The sequence below is a fragment of the Pandoraea fibrosis genome (assembly GCF_000807775.2).
In the GTDB taxonomy this organism is placed as follows: domain Bacteria; phylum Pseudomonadota; class Gammaproteobacteria; order Burkholderiales; family Burkholderiaceae; genus Pandoraea; species Pandoraea fibrosis.
Genome location: NZ_CP047385.1, coordinates 3482708 through 3506821, shown reverse-complemented (window position 1 = coordinate 3506821; position 24114 = coordinate 3482708). Strand labels below are relative to the sequence as shown.

At 62.5% G+C, this 24114-nt stretch carries 22 protein-coding genes; 7 read left to right on the top strand and 15 right to left on the bottom strand.

Going from position 1 to position 24114, the window contains the following annotated elements:
* The first annotated feature begins 37 nt into the window (after positions 1–37).
* The 4 genes from PI93_RS15450 to PI93_RS15435 all read left to right on the top strand — a co-directional run bounded on the left by PI93_RS15450 (position 38) and on the right by PI93_RS15435 (position 4263).
* Positions 38–700, top strand: coding sequence for a response regulator (locus PI93_RS15450; RefSeq protein WP_039365666.1), 663 nt, complete (start codon positions 38–40; stop codon positions 698–700).
* Positions 697–2058 carry an ATP-binding protein gene (locus PI93_RS15445; protein WP_080758983.1) on the top strand — a complete coding sequence of 454 codons (1362 nt, stop codon included), beginning with the start codon at positions 697–699 and terminating at the stop codon, positions 2056–2058. The genes PI93_RS15450 and PI93_RS15445 overlap by 4 nt, the downstream gene beginning before the upstream one ends.
* Before the next feature lie 140 nt (positions 2059–2198).
* On the top strand, positions 2199–3230 hold the full coding sequence (gene gnd, locus PI93_RS15440; protein WP_039365667.1) for a phosphogluconate dehydrogenase (NAD(+)-dependent, decarboxylating): 1032 nt from the start codon (positions 2199–2201) through the stop codon (positions 3228–3230).
* A gap of 181 nt (positions 3231–3411) precedes the next feature.
* Entirely contained in the window at positions 3412–4263 is an 852-nt protein-coding gene (locus tag PI93_RS15435) for an IclR family transcriptional regulator (protein ID WP_224785733.1), read from the top strand.
* 32 nt (positions 4264–4295) lie between these two features.
* Here the strand turns inward: PI93_RS15435 and PI93_RS15430 are convergent, their stop codons facing one another.
* The 14 genes from PI93_RS15430 to PI93_RS15365 form a co-directional block, all read right to left on the bottom strand.
* Positions 4296–4799: a flavin reductase family protein gene (locus PI93_RS15430; RefSeq protein ID WP_052240353.1), complete on the bottom strand. Its 504-nt coding sequence runs from the start codon at positions 4797–4799 to the stop codon at positions 4296–4298.
* Between the two features lie 72 nt (positions 4800–4871).
* Positions 4872–5309, bottom strand: coding sequence for a MaoC/PaaZ C-terminal domain-containing protein (locus PI93_RS15425; protein WP_039365668.1), 438 nt, complete (start codon positions 5307–5309; stop codon positions 4872–4874).
* Positions 5306–5791: an FAS1-like dehydratase domain-containing protein gene (locus PI93_RS15420; RefSeq protein ID WP_052240354.1), complete on the bottom strand. Its 486-nt coding sequence runs from the start codon at positions 5789–5791 to the stop codon at positions 5306–5308. The genes PI93_RS15425 and PI93_RS15420 overlap by 4 nt, the downstream gene beginning before the upstream one ends.
* A gap of 51 nt (positions 5792–5842) precedes the next feature.
* Positions 5843–7009: a thiolase family protein gene (locus PI93_RS15415; protein ID WP_039365670.1), complete on the bottom strand. Its 1167-nt coding sequence runs from the start codon at positions 7007–7009 to the stop codon at positions 5843–5845.
* Positions 7006–8193, bottom strand: coding sequence for an acyl-CoA dehydrogenase family protein (locus PI93_RS15410; protein WP_039365672.1), 1188 nt, complete (start codon positions 8191–8193; stop codon positions 7006–7008). Before PI93_RS15410 ends, PI93_RS15415 begins: the two co-directional genes overlap by 4 nt.
* A 69-nt stretch (positions 8194–8262) precedes the next feature.
* Positions 8263–9441, bottom strand: coding sequence for an acyl-CoA dehydrogenase family protein (locus tag PI93_RS15405; protein WP_039365673.1), 1179 nt, complete (start codon positions 9439–9441; stop codon positions 8263–8265).
* Entirely contained in the window at positions 9438–10511 is a 1074-nt protein-coding gene (locus PI93_RS15400) for an ABC transporter ATP-binding protein (protein WP_039365675.1), read from the bottom strand. The genes PI93_RS15405 and PI93_RS15400 overlap by 4 nt, the downstream gene beginning before the upstream one ends.
* Entirely contained in the window at positions 10508–11590 is a 1083-nt protein-coding gene (locus tag PI93_RS15395; protein WP_080758985.1) for an ABC transporter ATP-binding protein, read from the bottom strand. The genes PI93_RS15400 and PI93_RS15395 overlap by 4 nt, the downstream gene beginning before the upstream one ends.
* Complete coding sequence (locus PI93_RS15390) at positions 11590–12489, bottom strand: ABC transporter permease (protein WP_052240355.1); 900 nt, start codon at positions 12487–12489, stop codon at positions 11590–11592. Before PI93_RS15390 ends, PI93_RS15395 begins: the two co-directional genes overlap by 1 nt.
* Positions 12482–13399 carry an ABC transporter permease gene (locus PI93_RS15385; protein WP_039365676.1) on the bottom strand — a complete coding sequence of 306 codons (918 nt, stop codon included), beginning with the start codon at positions 13397–13399 and terminating at the stop codon, positions 12482–12484. Before PI93_RS15385 ends, PI93_RS15390 begins: the two co-directional genes overlap by 8 nt.
* Entirely contained in the window at positions 13396–15198 is a 1803-nt protein-coding gene (locus tag PI93_RS15380; protein WP_052240356.1) for an AMP-binding protein, read from the bottom strand. The genes PI93_RS15385 and PI93_RS15380 overlap by 4 nt, the downstream gene beginning before the upstream one ends.
* A gap of 38 nt (positions 15199–15236) precedes the next feature.
* A complete protein-coding gene (locus PI93_RS15375) occupies positions 15237–16793 on the bottom strand; it encodes an ABC transporter substrate-binding protein (RefSeq protein WP_039365678.1) in 1557 nt (518 codons plus the stop codon).
* 49 nt (positions 16794–16842) lie between these two features.
* Entirely contained in the window at positions 16843–17616 is a 774-nt protein-coding gene (locus PI93_RS15370; RefSeq protein ID WP_039365680.1) for an SDR family NAD(P)-dependent oxidoreductase, read from the bottom strand.
* 291 nt (positions 17617–17907) lie between these two features.
* A complete protein-coding gene (locus PI93_RS15365) occupies positions 17908–19494 on the bottom strand; it encodes an FAD-dependent oxidoreductase (protein WP_080758987.1) in 1587 nt (528 codons plus the stop codon).
* Between the two features lie 76 nt (positions 19495–19570).
* Between PI93_RS15365 and PI93_RS15360 the strand changes: the two genes are divergently transcribed.
* On the top strand, positions 19571–19792 hold the full coding sequence (locus tag PI93_RS15360; RefSeq protein ID WP_039365683.1) for a biotin/lipoyl-binding carrier protein: 222 nt from the start codon (positions 19571–19573) through the stop codon (positions 19790–19792).
* Positions 19793–19865: 73 nt separating this feature from the next.
* Here PI93_RS15360 and PI93_RS15355 read toward each other — a convergent pair whose 3' ends face one another.
* The gene (locus PI93_RS15355; protein ID WP_080758988.1) at positions 19866–21458 is read right to left on the bottom strand and encodes an ABC transporter substrate-binding protein; all 1593 of its coding nucleotides are present in this window, start codon (positions 21456–21458) and stop codon (positions 19866–19868) included.
* A gap of 252 nt (positions 21459–21710) precedes the next feature.
* Between PI93_RS15355 and PI93_RS15350 the strand changes: the two genes are divergently transcribed.
* Both PI93_RS15350 and PI93_RS15345 read left to right on the top strand, forming a co-directional pair.
* Positions 21711–23249: an acyl-CoA carboxylase subunit beta gene (locus PI93_RS15350; protein WP_052240357.1), complete on the top strand. Its 1539-nt coding sequence runs from the start codon at positions 21711–21713 to the stop codon at positions 23247–23249.
* A gap of 6 nt (positions 23250–23255) precedes the next feature.
* Positions 23256–24053: an enoyl-CoA hydratase/isomerase family protein gene (locus PI93_RS15345; RefSeq protein WP_039365684.1), complete on the top strand. Its 798-nt coding sequence runs from the start codon at positions 23256–23258 to the stop codon at positions 24051–24053.
* Positions 24054–24114: the final 61 nt, after the last annotated feature.

The window sequence follows — 24114 nt, the reverse complement described above, 5'->3', positions numbered from 1 at the left end:
GTCGAATCGCGCGAGGCGCACGTTGGAGAGCATGCGGATGAGACTTTTGCTGGTCGAAGATGACCCGATGATCGCCGAGACGGTGCTGGATGCCATGCGAAGCGCCGGACACGCGGTGGACTGGGCGGCAGATGGCCGGGCGGCGGAGCTGTCTCTCGGCAACGCCGTCTACGAGCTGGTGCTCCTCGACCTCGGTCTGCCCAAGCAGGACGGTATCGACGTGCTGAAGCGCTATCGCAATGCCGGCGGCACTTCTCCGGTCCTGATTCTGACGGCGCGCGACGCGCTGACGGATCGGGTGCAAGGTCTGGATGCAGGCGCCGACGATTATCTGGTGAAACCGTTCGAGTTGGACGAATTGGCCGCCCGCGTGCGCGCGCTGGGCCGCCGCCGCGTCGGTCAGGCGGCCCCGTGCTATGTGCACGGGGCTTTGACGCTGGATCCTTCGGCGCATACGGTGCTGCTGGAGGGACAGCCGATGGATCTGCTGCCCCGCGAGTTCGCGCTACTGGCTGCCTTGATGGAAACGCCGACACACGTCTTCACTCGACGGGAGCTGGAAGAGAAGCTTTACGGCTGGGGGGACGAGGTGGGAAGCAACACAATCGAGGTGCACGTCCACGGTCTGCGCAGAAAGATCGGCGCGCAGCATATCGTGACCGTTCGCGGTGTGGGATATCGCATGGCGCGCGTCGAATGAAATCAATACGTTGGCGGCTCATCGTCTGGCTACTCGTCGGCCTTATCCTCCTTGCGCTGGTCGCGGGATACTCGCTTTATCGCACCGCGCGCAACGAAGCCGCCGAATTGTTCGATTACGAATTGCGAACCGTTGCGCTGTCGTTACCCGTCACCTCTTCGGAGGAGGCGCTCACGGAGGGGCCGGGCAAGGCCGATTGGGGTAGCCTCGCGGAGGATCGTCTGGTGATACAACGGTGGGAAGGGAACAACATCCCTCAGTATCACAACGACGCGGCCCTTTCGATGCCACGCCTGACGCCGGGATTCCACGACAAGGAGTGGGACGAGACGCATTGGCGGGTCTATGGCATGCAACTCCCCGATCGGTATGTGCAGGTGGCGCAGCCCATCGCCGTGCGAGACTCGTTGGCGGTTGGCATGGCGCTCAGAATCATTGCCCCCCTATGGGTGCTGGTGCCGGCAATCGTCATGTTTGTGTTGTGGGTCGTCTCCAAGGGACTTCAGCCGATTTCCGCCGTCTCGCGATCGGTCGCCCAGCGCTCCTATGAGTCGCTCACGCCGCTGAGCTTCGACCAGCCGATTCCCAGCGAAATTTCGTCACTCGTCAATTCGCTGAACGATTTGCTCAAGAGGCTCGATCAGGCCGCGTCGGCGCAACGGGTTTTCGTCGCCAATGCCGCCCACGAACTCCGCTCGCCATTGGCAGCGTTAAAGCTCCAGTTGCAGCACGCGCGCCAGCAAGGGGCGTTGGGGAGCGATTCCACCATCGCCGCCAAGCTGGAGGGCCGGCTCAATCGCCTGATTCACCTTGTACAACAATTGCTCGACCTCGCACGAGCAGACGCGGACCAGATCGATATCGCGAACGTCATCGATATTCGGGCACTGGCCGAACACGTCGTGGGGGACTACTCCTTCACCGCCGAGAGCCGGGATATCGATCTGGGGCTCGTCGGGCCGGACAGCCCGCTGTTTGTTCACGGGGACGCTACCGGTCTCACCATGTTGCTGGTCAACCTTGTGGACAATGCGCTTCGACACACCCCCGATGGCGGCGCGGTCGATGTCCGTCTGTCAAGCCAGCCGGAAGGTGTGGCGCTCGAGGTGATCGACACCGGACATGGCATTGCGCCGGAAGAGCTCGAAAAGGTCACCACGCGCTTCTATCGGGGTACCGACGCCGTGGGGCAAGGCAGCGGTTTGGGACTGTCTATCGTCAGTCGCGTTGCGGAACGTCACCACGCCCGGCTGATGCTGGAGAATCGCCCTGACGGCGCCGGTCTGACAGCTCGCGTCGCGTACCTGCTTCGCGCCGAACCTCCCGGGGCTGAGGGATCGAAAACGCGCGCCGTCTGAGGACTTCACAAGACGCTGCACCACGCCCTTGTGTCAAGGGGCCAGCGTCAGCACGAAGGTGTAGAGTTCATCCGTCAAGTCTGGCAGTGATGGAGGGGCGCAATCGCGTTACCTCGACCCACCAACCTTGGGAGCGAGCCATGCAACTCGGCATGATTGGATTGGGCCGCATGGGCGGCAATCTGGTACGCAGGCTGATGCGTCACGGTCATCAGTGCGTCGTGCACGATGTTCAGCCCGCCGCGATCGAAGCGCTTCGCCACGAGGGCGCGACCGGCGCGGCTTCACTCGACGAGATGCTGTCCCTTCTGCAAACGCCCCGGATTCTCTGGCTGATGATGCCGGCGGCTGCGGTGGACGCGACGCTGACGGACCTCGTGCCCCGGCTGTCGCCCGGCGATATCGTCATCGACGGCGGTAACTCCTACTACCGGGACGATATTCGGCGCAGCGTCGCTTTGCGCGAGAAAGGCATCCATTTCGTCGATGTGGGCACCAGCGGCGGGATCGCCGGTCTCGAGCGAGGCTACTGTCTGATGGTCGGCGGCGAGGCGGACATCGCCACGTATCTCACGCCGATCTTCACTGCCCTCACCCCGGGTGCGACGGACAGTGCCGGCCGCAAGACGAACGCAGACGTACCGGGTCCCGAGTCGGGGTATCTCTATTGCGGACTGCATGGGGCAGGTCATTTCGTGAAGATGATCCATAACGGCATCGAGTACGGAATGATGGCCGCCTATGCCGAAGGGATGAACATCCTGAAACACGCGAACATCGGGATGCAGCAACGCGAGGTCAGCGCCGAAATCACGCCCTTGCCACATCCCGAGTACTACCAGTACGACTTCAACCTGCCCGATATCGCCGAAGTGTGGCGGCACGGAAGCGTGATCGATTCCTGGCTACTCGAAAAGATGGCAGGGGTATTACGGACTGACCCGGCGCTGGAGAAATTTCCCGGTCATGTCGCGGATTCGGGAGAAGGCCGGTGGACTATCGCGGCAGCCATCGACGAAGCGGTCCCGGCCCCGGTGCTGAGTGCAGCGCTCTATGCGCGCTTCAGCTCACGAGGCCAAGGGGTGTTCGCCGACCAATTGCTGTCGGCGATGCGCTATGCCTTCGGCGGTCATGTGGATGCCGGGCCACCGGAGAAATCTCGCGACGCCTGAACACAGCATGTCTCCCTTTTTTCAGTCGTGTGACCGAGGCGCAAGCCGTCTCGAATCGCGCGACTGTCAAGCGTCGTATTCACTTACGCGCCCCGAAAAGGGCGCTCACCGTATAATTTCCGACACTGGCCGAAAGGAATGCATGCTTCGGCTTCCCATGTTCACTTACCGCCCTCCTTCCGTGCCTACCAAAAGCAACGAGACCGGACGAACGTCAGGCAAGCCTGCGGCCACAGACAAGCCCATCGACAAGGCGCCTCCGCTGGGCACGCAGAGCGTTCACCGTGCCGTCACGGTACTGCGTGAGATCGCGGCACATGGACTGAAAGGCCTGCGGCTGTCCGATATCGCCGACGCCTTGTCGCTCGAACGCCCGACGGCACATCGCATCGTCAAGGGGCTCGTGGCGCAGGGCATGCTCATGCAGGACCGCCAAACGCGGCATTACCACCTTGGCCACGTGGTCTACGAACTCGGCCTTGCCGCGTCGCCGCACTTCAGTTTGCGAGAGCTATGTCAGCCGACCCTTCAGGCATTGGCCGAGAAATCCGGCGATTCCGTTTTCCTGATGGTCCGTAGCGGACTCGATGCCGTGTGTATCGACCTGCTCGAAGGGGGATATCCGATCCAGACGCGCACCCTGGAAATTGGCGGACGGCGTCCGCTCGGCGTCGGTGCCGGCAGTCTCGCGCTGCTGATGTCTCTGCCGCAGGACGAACGCCAACGTGTGATGGCGACGAACGCGGGCCGCCTGGGGGCATTCGGCAACGTGACCGAAGCCAGCCTGCAAAAAGCCATCGATACGTCGCTCGCGATCGGCTACGCGCTCAATGAGGAAGACGTGCTGCCCGGCGTGTCGGCCATCGGTATGGCGATCCGGCCCCGTCAGGGACAGCCCTACGCGGCCATCAGCATTGCAGCCATCGAATCCCGCTTGTCGGGCGCCCGCCGCGCGGAGATGGCCAAGCTTCTGCAGAAGGAAGTCCGGGCACTCGAGAAGAAACTCGACGTCGAGTCGCAAACCTGGGAATGAGGCACGCGAGGCCCCCGCCTCCGCCTTGCGACTTACCCAAGCGCCAGATCGGGATGCTGCGTTGGCACCCCATACGCCCCGCCGGCATACAGCAGCGGTACGCGGTCGCAATGGCCGACGTCGATCACCTCGCCCACGAAGATGAAATGATCGCCGCCCTCGTACTTGAACGCCAGATGGCACTCGAACCACGCCACACACCCCTCGAAGAGCGGCATGCCCGAGCGTCCGGTGCGCCAGTCCACGCCCTCGAAACGATCGGCAACGGGTGACGCAAAGCGCGCGGCGAGCGGCAGTTGATCGGCACACAACACATTGATCGCGAAACGCCCCGACGACTCGAAGACCTCGAGACTTCGCGATCGCTTGTTGATGCTCCAGAGCACCATCGGCGGAGAGAGCGACACCGAGTTGAACGAATTGGCCGTCAGCCCTATTGGTGTACCGTCCTGCGCCGTCGTTGTGACGATGGTTACACCGGTAGCAAAGCGTCCCAACGCATGGCGAAAATGGCTGGCATCGAATGTGGCGTTCACTGGGACCTCCTGAAAGACATCGTGGTTACCGCGTGGGTTGTGCGAATCCGCCCCGGCTCGCAACGGCAGTGCTCACGGCACTGGAGAGGCAGACGGTGCCGCCACCCATGCTTCGCCGCTCGCAACGGTCTTCTCGCCGACACGGGCAACAATCTCGCAACGCAAACGCCGCCGGCCGTCCTCGGCAGGCGAGCATTCCGCCACCGTTCCCACGACCATGACGACATCGCCCGGGCGCACCGGCGCGTTGAAGCGGGCATCGAGGTCGAGAATGGCCGCAGCCGGGCCGGCCCAGTCCGATACCGCCCGCCCCATGAAGGCCATCGTCAGCATTCCATGGGCAATCACGCCGCCAAGTCCCGCCTCTTGCGCGTAGGCCTGATCGTAGTGAATCCGGTTGTAATCGTCCGACGCGCCGGCGTAGCGCACCAATTGCGTGGTGCTGATCGCGGGCACGGCGAGCGCGAACGTGTCGCCAATGCGTGCGCGCTGAAGATGTGCGCCGTTCATGCCAGACTCCTTGCCTGCACCTGCTGCGACGATCGATAGACGGTCGTGCGTCGCACAACGAAAACACTCTCGCCTGCCCCGCCATCGTCGTCGAGGAGATGTCCGGTCATCTCCTGACGCAGCAAGGACATCGCGCCGCGAGCGCCCGATTTGTCGTCCACGGCGAGGAGTCGCAGGCGGCATTCAAAGCGCATGCCCGCCACGATGGGACGCAGGTAGTGAAACCCGATCTCGCCCGCCACGATGCGACGCCGATCCAGCGTCGCAATCCACGGCGGATCTTGCGGCGGGCGGAAGCACGTGGGAAACGTCGGTGGCGCAACGACACCGGCAAAGCCGTGCCGGCGGGCAAACGCGTCGTCACGATAAAGCGGATTGCCATCGCCGATGGCATCGGCAAACTTGCGAATGGCACCACGCTCGACCTCGACCACGAACGGCGCCGCACTCGTGCCTATCAGCGAACGGTCGATCTCTGTCATCGTCACGCTCCTTGTCTCGTAGCCCCACCGGTTTTCGGACACTCGCGCCCGTCATTCCACGCGCTCGATAATCGTTGCCGTGCCCAACCCGCCGCCGCAACACATCGATTGCAGTCCGTAGCGGCCGCCCCGACGCTCTAGTTCGTCGACCAGCCCCGCCATTAGCCGCGCCCCTGTGGAGCCGAGCGGATGCCCAACGGCAATCGATCCACCATTGACATTCACGCGCGAGAGATCCGGCTTCAGTTCGGCCAGCCAGGCACCCAACACGGATGAAAACGCCTCATTGATCTCGAACAGATCGATGTCTGCCAGCGCAAGCCCGCTACGGGCCAGAATCTGCTGCGTCGCAGGAATCGGTCCCGTCAGCATCAGCGACGGGTCGACGCCGACAACACGTTGCGCGCGCAGCATCGCTCGGGGACGAAGGCCGTACTCGCGGGCCTTCGCGGCGGTCATGATGAGAATGGCGGCAGCACCGTCGGAGACCTGGCTCGCGTTGCCCGCCGTCACCCTGCCGTCCTCGCGGAACGACGCCTTGAGCGACGCGAGCTTATCGAGCGAGGTATCGCGGCGAACCCCCTCGTCGCGCTCGAGCCTCTGGCCGTCCACCCCGGCGAGCGGCACCATCTGCCGATCGAAGCGACCCGCGTCTTGTGCCTCGGCGCTCAGTGCATGGCTGCGCAGCGCCAGTTCGTCGAGATAGCCGCGATCGAGTTGCCACCGCTCGGCAATGCGCTCTGCGGCGATCCCCATCGATGGCATGGAGAAGCGCTCGACCAGCGACGGCGGATAGCGGAGTCCGTAACGCGTATCGTCATTGCCGCCTTGCGTCTTCGACATCAGTTCGACACCGCCGGCAATCACGACCTCGCATACCCCGCTGCGAATGAGGTTATCGGCAAAATGGATCGCCTGCTGCGACGATCCGCACGCGCGCTGCACGGTGGTTCCCGGAACGGTCACGGGGAAGTCGGCCATCAACAATGCCGTGCGGGCGATATTGCCGGCCTGTTCGCCCACCTGTGTCGCACATCCCGCGATGACATCGTCGACGTCGCCGCGCGGCACCCCGCTACGCTCGATCAGTGCCGAGAGCACATGGGCAAGCAGTGCCGTCGCGTGCCACTCCCGCAGGGCGCCATTGCGGCGGCCAACCGGCGTGCGCACCACATCGACGATGACCGGCTCGTGCCCGGCGAGATCGGACGCCTTCATTCTCCCGACTCCCCGGAATGGCTGGCCCACTGGCTGTTTTTTCGTCCCAGCAGATGACCCGCGATCATGTTCTTGTGAATCTGCAGCGTGCCACCATAGATCGAGCCGCCGCGCACCTCGCGATACAGCCCTTCGACCGGATACTCGCTCATGTAGCCGTAGCCGCCGAGCAACTGGATCGCGTCGTCGCAGATTTCCTTGGCGGCCTGCGCGACATAGACCTTGGCGACCGACGTTTCCAATGGCGAAGGCAACCCGCTCGCCGTGTTCGACGCTGCCCGGTAGGTCAGCAGTTGTGCGGCCTCCAGCTTGACTTTCATCTCCGCGAGCATCCACTGCAAGCCCTGAAAATCCGCCAGTTCGCGACCGAACTGCTTGCGCTCCTGCACGTACTGCAATGCGAAGTCGAACGCCGCCTGGGCCGACCCGAGCATGCGGGAAATACTGCCGAGGCGCTCTGCGTTGTAGACGCTGATGAGCTTCGCAAACGCACGACTCTCGGCCAGAACATTGGCCTTGGGCACGCGGCATTCGTCGAAATACAGCTCGTACTGACGCTCGCCGGCCATGTTCAACGTACCGTTGCTGCACGAGAACCCCGGCGCATCGTGCGGCACCATCACGGCACCGATGTCGCTCGCGCGCCCCGTGTTGCCGAAGCGACAGTAGAGCATTGTGTAGTGATTGGCCTTGGCCGCGCTGATGAAGATCTTCTGCCCGCTGATGACGACCTCGTCGCCCTCGATGCGAGCTTTCGTTTTCATTGCCGTGGCGGCCGAGCCCGCGTCGGGCTCGGTAATGCCGATGGACACACCGATTTCACCGCGCGCAACACCGGTGACAAAACGACGCTTTTGTTCCTCGGTGCCCAGTTCGAGCACCGCACCGATGGCGCCCGTCGACGTGCGATGCGATAGCCCGCCCAGCGTCGAGTCCACCCGCTGGATGGTTTGAATCAACAGCAATGTGTCGAGCAATGGCAGACCAACACCGCCATATTCCTGCGGCAAATTCAGGGCGAGCAAACCTGCCTCGGCCATCTGGCGACGCAGCGTCTGCAGCGGCCCCCAGTCGCCGCGGGTCTCGGCCTCGTGGGCCTCCTTCGCGAGCGGGAGCAACTGACGACACAACTTCTCGGTGGCATCGATCAGTTCGCGCTGCGAATCGGTGAGCTGGAAATCCATGGGTACTCTCGAAGTCTCAAAATCCGGATGAACGAAGATGGCTGGGCCGCGGCGATGAGCGCGATCGACTTAGCGTTGCAGTGTCGAATCGAACGACTCCCCAAGCTCGGCCGCCCCCACGATCTGCGCCGTCTTGTCGTGGCCGACGTGCAGAATGTGCGTATTCAGGTCGCGGATCAGCCGGCCGAGCGGGAACTCGTCGAAGAGTGCTGTCGAACCGGCCAGCATGATCAGGGTGTGCGACATCTCCAACGCCACGTGCGCGCAGATCGACTTGGCTTGCATCGAAATCAGTTCCGCTTGCTGTACGTCGCCAGTACGCCACGCCTCGATAGCGTTCTCGAAGACCACCTGGGCCCCCAGCAATTGCGTCTTGGCTTCCCCCAGACGAAGCTGTACGAACGGGTCTTTCCCTCTGCCACGCTCGATCAGACTCTGTTTGACCCAAGCGTAGGCGCCTTCGATCATGCCGAGGTAATTCGCGGTAAAGCCCAGATGGAAGCGGCCTTGCCAACGTCCGCGCGGGTAGACGCCCGGCTCGCCGAGGACATGCAGTTCGTCGATGAAAACATCGTTCAGATAGATTTCCGGGCTCGGGCAAACGCGCATGCCTGTCGGGCGATACCAGTCATGGTTGATGCTCAGCCCTTCCATGCCCGGCTCGATGATGACCATCAGATGGGACTTGTCATACTCAGTCTCGCCTTCGATGGTGGCGAACACGATGGCAACGCCATTCTCATAGCCGTTCGTCGCATAGTTCTTGTTGCCGTTGACGATGTAGCCGCCGTCGACCTTCTTCGCGGTCGTCTTCAGGACATACATGTGCTTGCGGCCGGCTTCGCTGCCGACGAACGACGACACGCTCATCTTTTGCGTCATCGGTTTCACGAAGCGCTCGCGCTGGGCATCGGTCCCCAACTCGTCGATAGCCCACGCCACGTGGTTCTGCACTTGCATGCAATGCGCGGTGCCCGGAGACACGCGCGCAACGCGGCGCATGCTTTGCAGGAAAGTGGCCGGATCGCTGGAACGCACGTTGCTGCCGAGTCCACCATGCTCCCGACGCACCGTTGCGGTCAGCAAGCCGAGTTCGAAAAGATCCTGCAGGTTCTCGAACGGCATGGCCGCTGCGTCATGGTAGGCACGTTCACGCGCGGGAAAACGGGACTGAACGACATCTTCAAGCGCTGCCAGCACAGCCTGATTGCCTTGGCGGGACAGCGACGGGGTTTCGGCGAAATTCATGTTGTCTCCTGAAAGGGGACCGCCTGGTTCTCCGGAACGGAGGGGGTGGCGGTTTCTATCGCTCTCGGGCCGATGGCGCGCGCAGCAGTGTTCGCTGTCGCTACGGGAATCGTTTCCGCGAAATGGCAAGTCACCCAGTGGCGCGGCGCGATCTCCCGCGCCACCGGCTTTTCTTCTCGACATCGTGCCGCCGCGTGCGGGCAGCGAGGATGAAACGGGCATCCCGACGGCGGATTCATCGGTGACGGGATCTCGCCGGCCACCGATTGCGCCCCGCTCGCCCCACGGGCATCCACCGAGGCGATCAGGGCCTGCGTGTAGGGGTGACGCGCGCCGCGCATGAGGGTGGCCGTGTCGGCGACCTCCATGAACTCGCCGAGGTAGAGCACGCCGATGCGTTGGCTCATATAGGCCACGACGGCCAGATCGTGCGAGATCAACAGATAAGTGAGGTCCAGCGCACCCTGCAGGTCCTTGAGCAGGTTCAGGATCTGTGCCTGAATCGACACATCCAGCGCGGAGACCGGTTCGTCGAGAATCATGCAGCGCGGACTGAGGCTGAGGGCGCGCGCAATTGCCACACGCTGTCGTTGGCCACCCGAGAGTTCATGCGGAAACTTGCGGTCTGCGCTGGCAGGCAACCCCACAAGGCGCAGCAATTCAGCCACACGTTGTGCGCGGCCCTGAACATCGAGGGTCCGGTGAATGCGCAGCGGCTCGTCGATGATGCGCCCCACACGCATGCGCGGATTCAGCGCGCTGTACGGGTCCTGCAAGACTGGCTGAAGCACTTGATGGAAATGCGCTCGGGCGGCGGCGTCGAGCGACCGGATATCCTGCCCGTCGACGCTCACCACACCGCTGGTCGCCGGCTCTGCGAGCATCAGCATTTTGGCGATGGTGCTCTTGCCGGAGCCGGACTCGCCGACCAGACCGAACGTCGCGCCCCGGGCGACATCGAACGAGACGCCTGCCACGGCATGCAGCGGGCGGGCCCGGCCGAGCAGGCCGCGGCGCACATCATAGGTCTTGCGCAAATCGCGCACCGAAAGGTAGGCGTGGGCGCTCATGCCACCTCCCTGCGGATTTGGCCGGCACTGCACCCCGCCCGGGCCGCCGGAGATTCTCCAGCGCCATGGGTCTCCGAGGCAGACGAGGCACTCAGCATCCTGACCGTTTCCCAGCAAGCGCTGCGCCGTTCGCCGCTCTGCCATTCGAACCAATCCGGGTACCGCGTGCGGCACTGCTCCGTAGCGAGTTGGCAACGCGGCGCGAAACGGCAGCCTTCCGGCCAGTCGGCCAGTCCCGGCTGTTGCCCCGGAATGGCTTCCAGACGCCGCTCGTAATGACCGAGCGAAGGCACCGCATTGAGAAGACCCGCTGTGTAGGGATGTGCGGGATGCGCGAACACGTCGGCGATGGGCCCGGCCTCGACAATGCGTCCGCCGTACATGATGGCGACGTCGTCGCAGAACTGCGACGCCAGATGCAGGTCATGCGTCACGAAGATCAGCGCCATATTGCGTTGCTGCTGAAGTTCGCGAAGCAACTTGAGGATCTGCAATTGCACGGTGACGTCGAGCGCAGTGGTCGGTTCGTCGCAAATCAGCAATTCGGGCGAGAGGGCGATGTTGATCGCGATCGACACCCGTTGGCGCATGCCGCCGCTGAACTGGAACGGATAGCTGTCGAGGCGTTCGCGGGCAGCGGGAATCTTTACGCGCTCCAGCACTTCGACACACAACCGGCGCAGTTCCGCCTTGTCGCGAATGCCCTGATGCACGCGGAATATCTCGGCGACCTGATCCCCGATGGTCATCAACGGGTTGAGCGAGGTCATCGCGTCCTGAAGAATCATGCCGATTTCGCGGCCGCGAATCTTTTCCATCGCGCGGCGCGGCAGCTTCGCGAGATCCTGCCCCTTGTACAAGACCTCGCCCTGTACGAGTCGCCCGTTGGAGGGCAACAGGCCAAGGAGCGTGTTGCATGTCATGCTCTTGCCCGAACCGGACTCGCCAACGAGCGCGAGCGAACGGCCGGCGTCGACACGCAGGCTGACGTTGTCGACGGCCGTCACCACGCCATGCTTGCCCCGTAGCATCGTGCTCAGGTGACGGGCCTCCAGAAGCGGGGCTGAAGACGTCGTCATTACCACCCCCGCGACATCGTCGGGCTCAGCCGATCGCGCAACGCGTCGCCAAGCTGGTTCGCCAGAAGCACGGCCACCATCAGCACCATGCCCGGAATGCCGCAAATCCACCACGCGGTTTCCAGATAGCCTCGCCCGTCGGCGATCATCGCGCCCCACGACGGCGTAGGCGGTTGCACACCGAGCCCGAGAAACGACAACGTTGCTTCCAGAATGATGATCGTGCCGATATCGAGCGTGGCCAGCACGATGAACGTATTGATCACGTTCGGAACGATGTGGGCAAAGATCACGCGAATACGCGAAGCACCGGCCAGCTTTGCAAGTAGCACGAAATCACGCGAGCGCAGCGACAGCGCTTCCGAGCGTGTCACGCGGGCGAAGCGCGCCCAGTTCGCGAGACTCAACACGATCACGAGATTGAACACGCTGAACCCGATGGCGCCGACCAGCACCAGCGCGAGAATGACAGCAGGCAGCGCGAGCTGAATGTCGGCCAGACGCATCGCCACGGCATCGACCCAACCGCCGAGGTATCCGGCGGCAATGCCGAACAAGCTGCCGAACACGCCGGCAAGCAGCACCGCGCAGAACGCCACATACAGCGAAATCTGCGACCCCCAGATGACGCGCGACAACAGATCGCGACCGAGTTGATCGGTACCGAACCAATGGGCGGACGACGGCGGTTTGAGAATGTCGCTCAACGAGATCGCGTTCGGATCGTAGGGAGAGAACCATTGCGGCGCCAGCGCCACGACGACCAGCCCGATGGCCAGCGCAAGGCTTACCCAGAGCTGGACGTCGCGCCAGCGCTGACGGCGTGCACGCAGGTCCGGCACCGGCACACTGAGTTCGGCCGGGCGTTGCTGCAAATCGAGGGGCGTAGCCTCATGCATAACGAATCCTCGGATCGACATAGGCGTAGAGCACGTCTACCGCCAGGTTGAGCAAGGTGAAGATCAGCGCCCCCACCGTCACCGCCGCTTGCACGACCGTGTAATCGAGATTGGAGATCGAATCGAGAATCAGGCGGCCGATCCCCGGCCACGAGAAGATGAATTCGACCGAGACGGCTCCCCCCATCAGGATGCCGAACTGAAGTGCCGTGAACGTAATCATCGGCAGCAGCGCATTGCGCAAGGCGTGGCGGAAGATGATCGTGTGCTCGGGTACGCCCTTGATCCGTGCAAACTTGATGTACTCCGTGTCGAGCACTTCGGACATGCTTGAGCGGGTCAGCCGCATGATGCCGGCCGCCGAGTACCACCCCAGCGCCACGGCTGGCAGGACAAGATGCGAGAAGGTGCCGTAGCCATTGGTCGGAAACCACGACAACTGGATCGAGAACAGGCGGATGAACAGCAGACTGAACAGGAAAGGCGGTGCCGCCTGTCCGAGAATGGCGAAAAGCTTGGCGCATTGATCGACGGCACCTCCCCGGCGAACGGCAGCGATGGCGCCGAGTGGAACCCCGACGAGAATGCCCAGGCCGAGCGCCGACGTGGTGAGCAACAACGTCGGGCCCAGTGCACCAAGCACGACGTCGAGCGCCGGCCGGGAAAACCGGTACGACATGCCAAGCTGCCCTTGCAGCAGATGCCACAAGTACGAGCCGTACTGCACCGCGACCGGACGATCGAGGCCCATCTGATGGCGCAGCACCGCCCGATCCGCTTCCGTCGCCTCGGGGGGCAACATCAGATGGGTCGGGTCGCCAATCAGCCGCACGATCAGGAAAATCACCAGCGTGACGAGCAACACCGTGATCAGTGATTGCGCCACACGGCGCGTGAGATAGCGAATCAAGCGCGGCCTCCGTCTTCAGACGACCCCGCCGGCTGGGCGTGACCGCCCGCCTCTGCCGTTTCGCCCGCGGCGAGAATCTGTGTCGCACGATCGCGTAGTTCGAGCTTGCGAATCTTCTGACTTCCCGTGAGCGGCCAGTCCTCGATGAACTCGACGTAACGCGGCACCTTGTAGCTAGCGATGTGCGCGTGGCAATACTGTTGCAACGCAAGCGGGTCGATCTCAGCGCCCGCCTGTCGTTCGATGTAGGCGTAGCCCACCTCGCCAAGCCGCGCATCCGGCACACCCACCACCACGGCTTGCCGCACGCCCGGGTAGGTTTTCAGGAACACCTCGATCTCCTGCGTGGCGACATTGAATCCGCCGGGTTTGATCATTTCCTTCAGACGGCCACGGTAAGTGAGATAGCCGTCGACATCCAGCTCGCCGAGATCGCCCGTATGGAGCCAGCCCTCTGCGTCGATGGCTTTCTTGTCCTCGTCGGGCATCCGGTAATAGCCCTTCATCACGACATAGCCCGCGATGCAGATCTCGCCCGTTACGCCGGCTGGCACGGAGACACCGGTATTGATATCGGCGATACGAATCTGCACGCCGCGCACCGGTCGCCCGTTCGTGCGCGAACGCTTCTCGTAAGGGTCGTTCCAGCGGGTTCGAACAACGGCGTTGGAGGTTTCCGACATGCCGTAGGCGCTCACCAGTTCGGGCACCCCCAACGTTGTGCTGACCCACTCGAACGAGGCCGTCGGCAATGGCGCCCCTGTACCGGTGCGAAGGCTCGACAGGTCGTAACGACCGATATCGGCAAACGCCTTGAGGTCCTGCACGATGGTGTCGACGAAGAAACTGACGGTGATCTTTTCGCGTTCGACCAGCTCACAGAAGCGCTTCGGCGAGAATTGGTCCGCGATGACCATGGCCGCGCCCGAGAGTGCCATCGCCAGGGTATAGAACGTGCCGGTTGCGGTAAAAAGCGGTACACACGAGAGGTATCGGTCGCTCGGCGACAGTCTCAGGCACTGAGCGGCATATTGATTGTTCGCGAGCAGCGCGCCGTGGCGAACCATCGCCCCCTTCGGAAACGAGGTGGTGCCGGAGGTGTAAAGAATTTGCGCTACGTCGTCGGGTTTGACTTGGTTCAGGCGTCGCTCGAGCACACCGTCGTGCCGGTGACGTTGCCCATGGGCTTCGACTGCCCGGAAGTCTTCCATCCCGCCGGGCAGCGTGCGATCGCACGACAAGCCGATCACACGTCGCATCGCCGGCATGCGTTCGCAACGCCACGCGCCACGCCGGTGCTTGTCCCAATCGGGATCGAGACGGGCGAGGATATCGAAGTAGCGGATCCCGCGCGCTACCGAGCCGGCGCGCTCCTCCACGATGAGTGTGCTGGCTTCCGACTGACTCAGCACATAGGCAACGTCGCTTTCCCGGAATCGCGTGTTGACGGGCACCAGGACCGCCCCGATCAAAGGCACCGCCCAGCGGGCGACGAGCCAATCCGTGCTGTCGGACATCCACAGCGCGACATTCTCGCCCGGCCCGATGCCGAGTGCGATCAGGCCTCGGGCGAAGGCGCAGATACGCTCGGCAAGTTCAGAGAACGTCAGGCGGGTCTCGCCATGGACGACGGCCTCACGCATGCCATGCGTTCGCGCGATCCACGTGAGTGCGCTGCCGAACGTCTCGCGCGTCCAGTCGACGCTGTCTGCCGCAGGCGTCAACGGGGGGATGCTATCGGTCGTCAAGACATCCGCCGGTGCCGCCTGGCTCAGCACGCTACCGTCTTCTCGGTTCATGGCTTGGCTCATTGAGTCACGTCCGCTGGCAGGCAGGCTTACTGCCAGCCCAGGTTGCGCAAGTTGTAGTACCCACTGCCATGCTGCGGCTCCCAGTTCAGCTTCACGTCTTGTGCGAAGGTGTAGTACAGCTCCGTAATCAGCACGGCATGCCCGTCGTCGTGCAGCAGACGCGCAATCTTCTTGAAGATCTCGTCACGCTGCTCGCGCGACGTGGCCGCATCGCCCTGCGCCACGAGTGCTTCGACTTCCGGGTTGTAGTAGTCGGACCAGGTCCCGTCCTTGGTCGCCGCGCCGCTGATCGGATGCACCGGGTCGTAGATGGCATTCGAGAATTGCATCATCGTCATCGGCCCACCCTTGTGCGTGTTGTTCAGGCGGCTCCAGGCGGCGTAGTCGATGACCTTCACATTGGTCTTGACGCCGATGGCGCTCCAATACGCGGCGATCACTTCGCAAAGCTCTTTGGGGTTGTCGGTCGGGCAAAGCAAGTCGGTCGTGAATCCGTTCGGATATCCGCCTTGTGCGAGCAGCTTCTTCGCCTGCGCCGGGTCATACGGATACGGCTTGAGCGTGCGATCCACCCCGTATGGGTAGCTCGACGATACATACGACGACATCTGCGCTCCGACACCATGCAACGCCTGATTGATGATGGCCTTCGTATCCAGCGCGTAATTGAGCGCCAGCCGGACTTCGCGTTTCGCCAGCGGTGTGCCCGGCACGTTCGAGTACAGACGCACGGCCAGCGGACTGCCCACAGGCACCGATTTCACCTTCAGACCGGCGTTGGCTTTGAGCCGGGCGACATCCACGCTCGGTACATAGTCGATCACGTCGACCTCGCCATTGAGCAAGGCGTTGATTCGGCTGCTCGCCTCGGGAATGACTTTGAAAACCAGATGTTTGATACCCGGCTTCGCTCCCCAGTAGCCGTCGAACCGCTCGAACGTGACCGACTGGCCGATCTTCTGCTCGACGAACTTGTAAGGTCCCGAGCCAACCGGCGCGCGCGCGAAGGCTTCCGGCGACGGCAGCGCTTCGGTGTAGGCCTTCGGCACCAGCAGCAAGTAACCGGCGATCTTGTTCAGGAACGCGCCGTCCTGACGCTTCAGGTGAAACACCACAGTGGTGTCGTTCAGCGCATCGACACGCTCGACGAGATTGGCAAAATACGGGCGTCGCGTGCTCTTGGTCTCGGGTGCCACGATGCGCTCGAGCGAATACTTCACATCTTTTGCCGTGAGTTTCGTGCCGTTATGAAACGTGACGTCTTTTCGCAATGTGAAGGTGTACTGCAAGCCATCCGGCGCAATCTTTACACCGGTGGCGACGCTCGGCTTCAGATTGCCATCGATGTCGAACGCATAAAGCGTGTCGAAGAGCTGCCAACCGTAACGTTGCGAATCGCCGGTCGCGGCGACCTGTCCGTCGAGATTGTTGATGTCCTTGCCGACCGCGAAAACCACGGTGTCACGATTGACGGCGGGCTTTCCCCCGATGGCGAGTGCCGCGTGCGACGACAGCAGCGCGGCGCACAGCGCGAGCCCCGAGCCCAGCCACGCCAGTTGGCGCGGCAATGCCTTGATACGCATTGAATTCTCCGTATGAGCGTTGATGGTGACGACAGACGTGTGCGCAATCTCAGCGCAACGTCTCCGGCCCACCCTTCACATAGATGATTTGTCCCGACACGAAAGCGGCATCCTCGCTACAGAGAAAAGCCACCACATTCGCGACGTCGCCGGGCACGCCAACACGTCCTAACGGAATGTTCCTGGCGCGCTGACGCTTGTATTCCTCGGGATCGATGCCGCGTCGCTCGGCGGTCTGGCGGGTCATTTCGGTATCGATGAACCCTGGCGCCACCGCATTGACGTTGATGTTGAACGGGCCGAGTTCGATGGCCGCTGTGCGCGTGAATGCCTGCAAGCCCGCCTTGGCCGACGAATAGTTCGCCTGCCCGCGATTGCCCAGTGCCGACGTCGAGGAGAGATTGACGATCTTGCCGCTGCGCTGCTCGACCATATGGCGCTGCGCGGCGCGCGTGCACAGGAAGGTGCCGCGCAGATGCACGTTCATGACGAGGTCCCAGTCATCGACCGACATCTTGAACAGCAGATTGTCGCGTGTGATGCCGGCGTTGTTCACGAGAACGTCGAGGCCACCCAGTTGCGCGATCACCTGTGCGAAGCGTTCGTCGACCTGCGCCTCGTTGGTGACATCGCAGCCGAAACCGACGGCCTTGCCATTCGTCTCGCGCTGCAACGTTTCGGCGGCGGTCTGCGCAGCTTCTGCAGAGATATCGCAGATCGCTACGCTTGCGCCCTCCTTCGCGAAACGTTCGGCTGTTGCGTAGCCAATGCCACGCGCACCGCCGGTGACTAAAACCACCTTGCCCTGGAAGCGATTGCTCATGCGCTTGCGTCTCCTGGTTGTGGCGCTGCGTGATCTGTGTCCGCAGTCGTCGTGTTGCGATCCAGTCTAGTCACGCATTCGAAGATGGTCAATATTTGAAACAAATATATTGTCTGAAATCTCATCAGGGATAACTCTCATCTCGTTCGATTCGCCTTGAGTTATCTTTATAACGCAAGCCTTAGCCAGTCTTTATATGGATTTCTACTTAGCAAATCATCTCGCCCAGGCTTGCGTTTTACACACGATATGGCGCAATATTAATTCCACCATTTGAACGTTTTATTGATTTTAGAATTCAACATGACGGAAATTCGCGGCTTCCTCTGCGGCGTTTCGACCCGCAACACGCCCGCCGACGATGCACTCGGCGAGGTTGCCGCCCGCCATGTAAATGTGACCGAAGACACTGCCCAGTTCGCCTGCGGCATACAGTCGCGGGATCGGCGCACCAAAGGGGTCGAGCACACGCTGCCCTGCATCATGAACCGGCCCGCCCTGTGTATTGATGACGACCGGCCACAACGATGCGGCATAGAACGGCCCCTCGCGCAGCGGCACCATCGTTTCGGGGCGGCGACCAAAGGCGTCATCGCGCCCTGCGTCGCAGCCCGCATTCCATGCGTCGATCGTGCGCACCAGTCCACCTGCGTCGATGCCGAGCTTTTGCGCAAGGCCCTCAAGCGTGTCGGCGCGCACCAGCAAACCGTTCTCGACCTCTTTCAGGTTGTCGTCGCTCCACTCGTACCAGGCGTCTCGATCGTTCGTGATAGCCCGGCCCATCGGGTACAGGCGGCGCCCCGCTTCGTCGAAGATCAGGAAGGATGGCAAGCGGTCGTGCCGGTAGGTGACGGGGTCGTAGTGATCGAACTGGCGCACCCCCGTGTCGGAAATGTACGGCGGGTATTCGTTGACGTAACGCCGGCCGCGCTGATCGACCACGATCCAGGCCATCTTGGGCAGTGGCTTTGTTTCGCGCTCGGGCGTCCACATCGGGAGCAGCTTGGCGTAGATGCCAAACGGATAGACGGGATCGGGGTGACGAATGCCGTAGGGGCCGTGGCAATGCCACATATGCCAAAGCGCGGCCCCGGCCGCTTGCGCCATGCGGATGCCGTCGCCCGTGTTGCCCCGAAAACTGCCCGGGAGGGCTGGCGTAGAGACGAGAAACTGTCGCTTCATCTCCTCGTCGGCCTCGAAGCCGCCGCAGGCAAGAATGACCGCCCGACGGGCGCGCACCGCCGCCTGATGGCCGTCGCGCCGCAGCCGCACACCCAGAATCTCGCGATCCTCGCCCTGCACCAACCGTTCCACTGCGCACGACAGCCACACATCAATACTGCCGCGCCGCGCGTCGACATTGTCGACCAGCAGCTTGAAAAGCAAGCAGCCGGGACGGAACGGGCGCGCCGCAAGGTATCCCGACGGATCGCCGAAACCCGGAATCGATTCGATGTCCGCGTAACCGAGCGCATCGCAACCAGGAAAGGGGTAGTTGCCCACCGCGGGGTCGACGCGCACCGACGCGCCATTGACTTGCGCCAACTCGCGCAGGTAGTCGGGCACCTCGGTCATGCCGCTCGCCAGCACCCGCAGAACATCGTCGGGCGTGCGCCCTCCGCAGGTGTGATGGAGGTACTGAAACGCCGCCTCGGCATCGTCGGAGACGCGCACGCCGCCTGCCGACAGAATCGAAATGCCACCCGGGTCCGGCATCTTTTCGATGAGCAGAACGCGCGCCCCGGCATCGGCGCTTTCGATGGCGGCCACAGCGCCAGCCGCCCCGTACCCTACAACGACGATGTCGTACTCCGCCTGCCATTGCTCATTGACACCCAGTCCCGCACGATTTCCCGAAGCACTGATAGAAGCACCCATTTGCCGACGACTCCTTGTTGTCTGCGCACCGCACAACACTGATTGCACGATGGATTACCACCCGGAGGAAACGCACATGTCGCACCAAGCTGTCCGCTCAGAAATTACCGGCACCGTCTGTCAGGTGCTTGTCGCCGAAGGCGACGCCGTCACCGAGGACCAGGCCCTGTTGCTGGTCGAGTCGATGAAGATGGAGATCCCCGTCATCGCCCCGCGCGCCGGACGTGTCACGAAAGTGCATTTCAAGGTGGGCGATCCGATTGGTGAAGGCGACGATGCGGTAAGCATCGACGCCTGAGGCCCGAACCGAACGTCGATCTGCATGCCGATACTGCGCACGGGAAATGCCGTCACGCAGTATCGGCAACACCTTATTGCCAGGCCACCTTGCGGAAATTGAGGAAGCCCGAGCCCTGCTGCACTTCCCACGTAAGCGTCTTCTTCTTGGCGAAGACGTTGAACAACTCCGTCACCAGCACCGCGGAGGCATCGTCATGAAGGATCTTGCCAATCTTGCGGAACAACGCACCGCGTGCCTCGGCGCCCGTAGTGGTCTCGAGCTGCTTGAGCAACGCTTCGACTTCGGGGTTGGCGTAGTCGGACCATGCGCCGTCCTTCGAGAACGAGCCCGCCACCGGATGGATCGGGTCGTAGATCGCATTGGTGAACTGCGTCGTTGTCATTGGCCCGGTCTTGTGCGTGTTGTTCAAGCGACTCCATGCGGCATAGTCGATGCGGTTGATGTCGACCTTCACGCCCACCTGGGCCCAGTACGCCGCCAGCGCCTCGGCAAACTCTTTGGGGGTGCCGACTGCGTCATAGAGCTTGATCGAGAAGCCGTTGGGATAGCCGGCCTGCTTGAGCAGCGCGCGAGCCTTGGCCGGGTCGTAGGGATATGGCGCGATGCTCGGATCGCCGCCATAGGGGAAGTATTTGGAAATGAAAGTCCCCATCGGCGCACCAACGCCGTGAAAGACACCCTTGATGATGGCGTTCGCGTCGATCGCATAGTTCAGCGCGAGACGCACGTCGCGCTTGGCGAGCGGCGAGTCCGGCACGTTGGAGTACAGGCGCACGTGCATGGGCGACGACACCGGGTTCGTGATGACGTCGAGCGCCGCGTCCTGACGAAGACGTGCCACCTCGGCCAGCGGGATCATTGCGGCAATGTCGACTTCGCCGGAGACGATGGCATTCACACGGCTGGACGGCTCGGGAATGTACTTGAACACGAGCGTCTTGATGCCCGGCTTCTCGCCGTAGAAATCGTCGAAGCGCTCAAGCTCAAGGTATTGCCCCACCTTGTTCGTTTTGACCCGGTAAGGGCCGGTCCCGATAGGCGCTGCGGCGAACGCTTCGACATTGGGCAGCGACGACGCGTATTTCTGGGGCACGATGAAAAGGAAGCCCGCAATCTTGTTGAGAAATACGCCGTCCGGTTGCTTGAGCTTCACACGCACGGTCAGCGGATCCGGGGTTTCGATCGCATCGATTACCGGCGCAAAGAACGGCCGGCGAGTGCTCTTCGTCGCCGGATCGATGATGCGCTCGATCGAGTATTTCACGTCGGCCGACGTGAATGGGTCGCCGTTGTGGAACTTGATGTGCGGGCGAAGTTTGAAGGTGTAGAGCAGGCCGTCGGACGACATCGTGTAACTACTGGCCATGCGCGGCACGATATTGCCCTTCGAGTCGAACCCGTACAGCGTATCGAAGATTTGCATCGCGTAGCGCTGCGAATCGCCGCTCGCCGTCACCAACGCGTCGAGGCTTTGGATTTCCTTGTCGAGCGCGACCACGAGCGTGCTCTTGTCGACGGCCGGCCCGGTCTTGTCGGCAGCGACCGAATTCAGTGGCGCCCCCATCGCCACCAAGGCGCCCGCCGTTATCGCCGTTGCGGTCAACCCGGCCCGCAGCCCCGAAGCCACACGCGTCAGAACGCGCCATCCCGTCGTTCGATTCATTTCGTCCTCATCTCATATGTACAAATATCGGAATCAAAAAGACATCGAAAACCCCACTGCAATTTACAAGAAACTCTCTGGCATATTGTCGAAATATCCGCTATAAAAGCTAGGAAACTAGGATGCCGATGTCAATAAGCGATCATACCGACGACAAGATTTCGATCGCGCACCGCACCATATAATCGTTATTTATTTCAATATATGGATATCTGGATAGCCGCACTTACCCTGCCCCGCCGATAAGCTCAAATGGATAAACGCAAAATTGACGAACTCCACGCACGTCGCTCGGCGGTCCGTTCCGCGGCGTCCGGCGCCGCCATCGAGAAATTGAGAGCGCAAGGCAAGCTGACCGCGCGGGAACGACTGGCGTTGTTGCTGGACGACGGCAGCTTCGTCGAGATGGGGATTCACGCGCACAGCGCCCATGCCTCGCTACGCGAACGCACGCCAGCCGATGGCATCGTCACGGGTTACGGAACGATCGATGGCCGAATCGTCTACGTGGCGGCGGACGATGCCACGGTGTTGGGCGGCACTCGCGGCCGAGTGGGTGAAATCAAGATCGCGCGTGTGCGTGAAGCGGCGCTGAAACATCGCAAGCCGTTCATCGCGCTGATGGAAGCCGGTGCGGCGCGCGTGCAGGAAAGCTTCGGTGCGATGGCGGCGAACATGGGCGCACGCTTCGGCGATCATTTCCGGATGTCTGGCCAGATACCGCAACTCGCCGCCATTCTGGGACCGGCCTTCGGTGGCCCCTCGTTCACTGCGGCGCAATCGGATTTCACGGCGCTCGCCCGTGGGACTGGGGTCATGGGAATGTCGGGGCCTCTGGTCGTGAAAGTCGGCACCGGCGAGTTGGTGACGAGCGACGCCATCGGTGGCGCCGAGGTGAGCGAAACCGTCACTGGACAGGCCGATTACGTTGGCGATACCGAAGCCGACACGCTGCAAAGCCTGCGCACCTTCCTGTCGTTCCTGCCCAGCCACTGCGGCGAACTCCCGCCGGTGCGCGCCCCCCAACCGGCCGCGGTGGATACCGAGGAAGGCCGCGAGAAACTGCGCGCAATGATCCCCGATATCGGTCGTCAGGCCTACGACATGAAACGGGTATTGAGTCTGCTCGTCGACGCAGGCGACGTTTTCCACTATCGACCGAAATATGGTCCGAACCTGATCACGGCGCTCGGGCGTATCGATGGACAGCCCGTCGGTTTTCTGGCGTCGAACCCCATGGCGCGCGGCGGCGTGATGGACGAAAAGACCGCGCAGAAGGCGCGAAAATTCGTCGACCTCTGCGATGCCTTTCACGTGCCGCTCGTCTTCATCTGCGATGCGCCGGGCTTTCTCGTCGGCCCCGATATCGAAAAGCATCGCATGGTGTCGCTCGCCGCACGTCTGCTCAATACCGTTTGTGCCGCCTCGGTACCCAAGGTCACGATCGTGGCGCGCAAAGCCATCGGTCTCGCGTATCTCGCGATGTGCGGACGCACCATGCGCCCGGACTATCTCGCCGCCTGGCCGGGGGCTCATTTCGATGTAATGGGTCCCGAGGCGGGCGTCGAACTGGTGTACGGCCGCGAGATCGCCGGCGCGCCGGACCCTGGCGCGCGCAAAGCCGAGATCATGGCAAAGCTCGACGAACAGTCGAGTGCCTACGAAGCCGCTGCGCAAGGCTGGATCGACGACGTCATCGACCCCGCCGAAACACGCGATGTGATCCGACGAACGCTGCGCGCGACGGCGGATGCCCGGGTGCCGGGTTTCAAGCACCGAATCGACCCCTGAGCCGCCATGAGCATCGATTTTTCCTTGAACGAAGGCATCGCAACGGTACGGCTGAACCGGCCTGAGACGCTCAATGCCATCGACTATCCGATGCGGGCGGAACTACAGCGGTTGTGGCAGCACATCGCCCGGGAACCGGAGATTCGCGTTGTGATCGTGACAGGCACAGGCGAGCGCGCATTCAGCAGCGGTGCCGACCTCAAGCGCACGCCCCCGCCCACCCAACCGTTCGCCGCACAGGCGTTCGGCGCGAGCGATGTGGCAAGCGAGCATGCCGAAGCCGGATCGTTGACGTTGGGACTGGACATCGACACACCGCTCATCTGTGCGTTCAACGGTCTGGCCTATGGCGGCGGTCTGGAGATCGGTCTGGCCTGCGATATCCGCATTGCTGCCGATACCGCGCGATTTGCGCTGCCCGAAGTGAAGGTGGGATCGATGCCCGGCTCGGGGGGCACGCAACGTCTGCCACGGCTCGTCGGCGGTGCAAATGCGATGTGGATGCTGCTCACCGGCGAGCCTATCGATGCCCACACCGCGCTGCGCATCGGACTGGTAAGCCATGTCGTGCCCCCCGATGCCCTGCATGACACCGCCGTGGCCCTGGCGCGACGCATCGCCGACAGCGCACCGCTGGCCGTGCGCGCCATAAAGCGTGCGGTGCGCGACGGTCTCGATATGCCGCTCGCCTCGGCACTCACTTACGAGCGCCATGCATGGGGGCTGTTACGAGACACGGAAGATCGCAAGGAGGGTCGTCAGGCATTTGCCGAGAAACGCTCGCCGGTATTTCGCGGACGATAGCCGCCTGCTTCATACTTCGCAGTCACGACATTTGCCCCGGATTGACCGACAACTTTCGAAA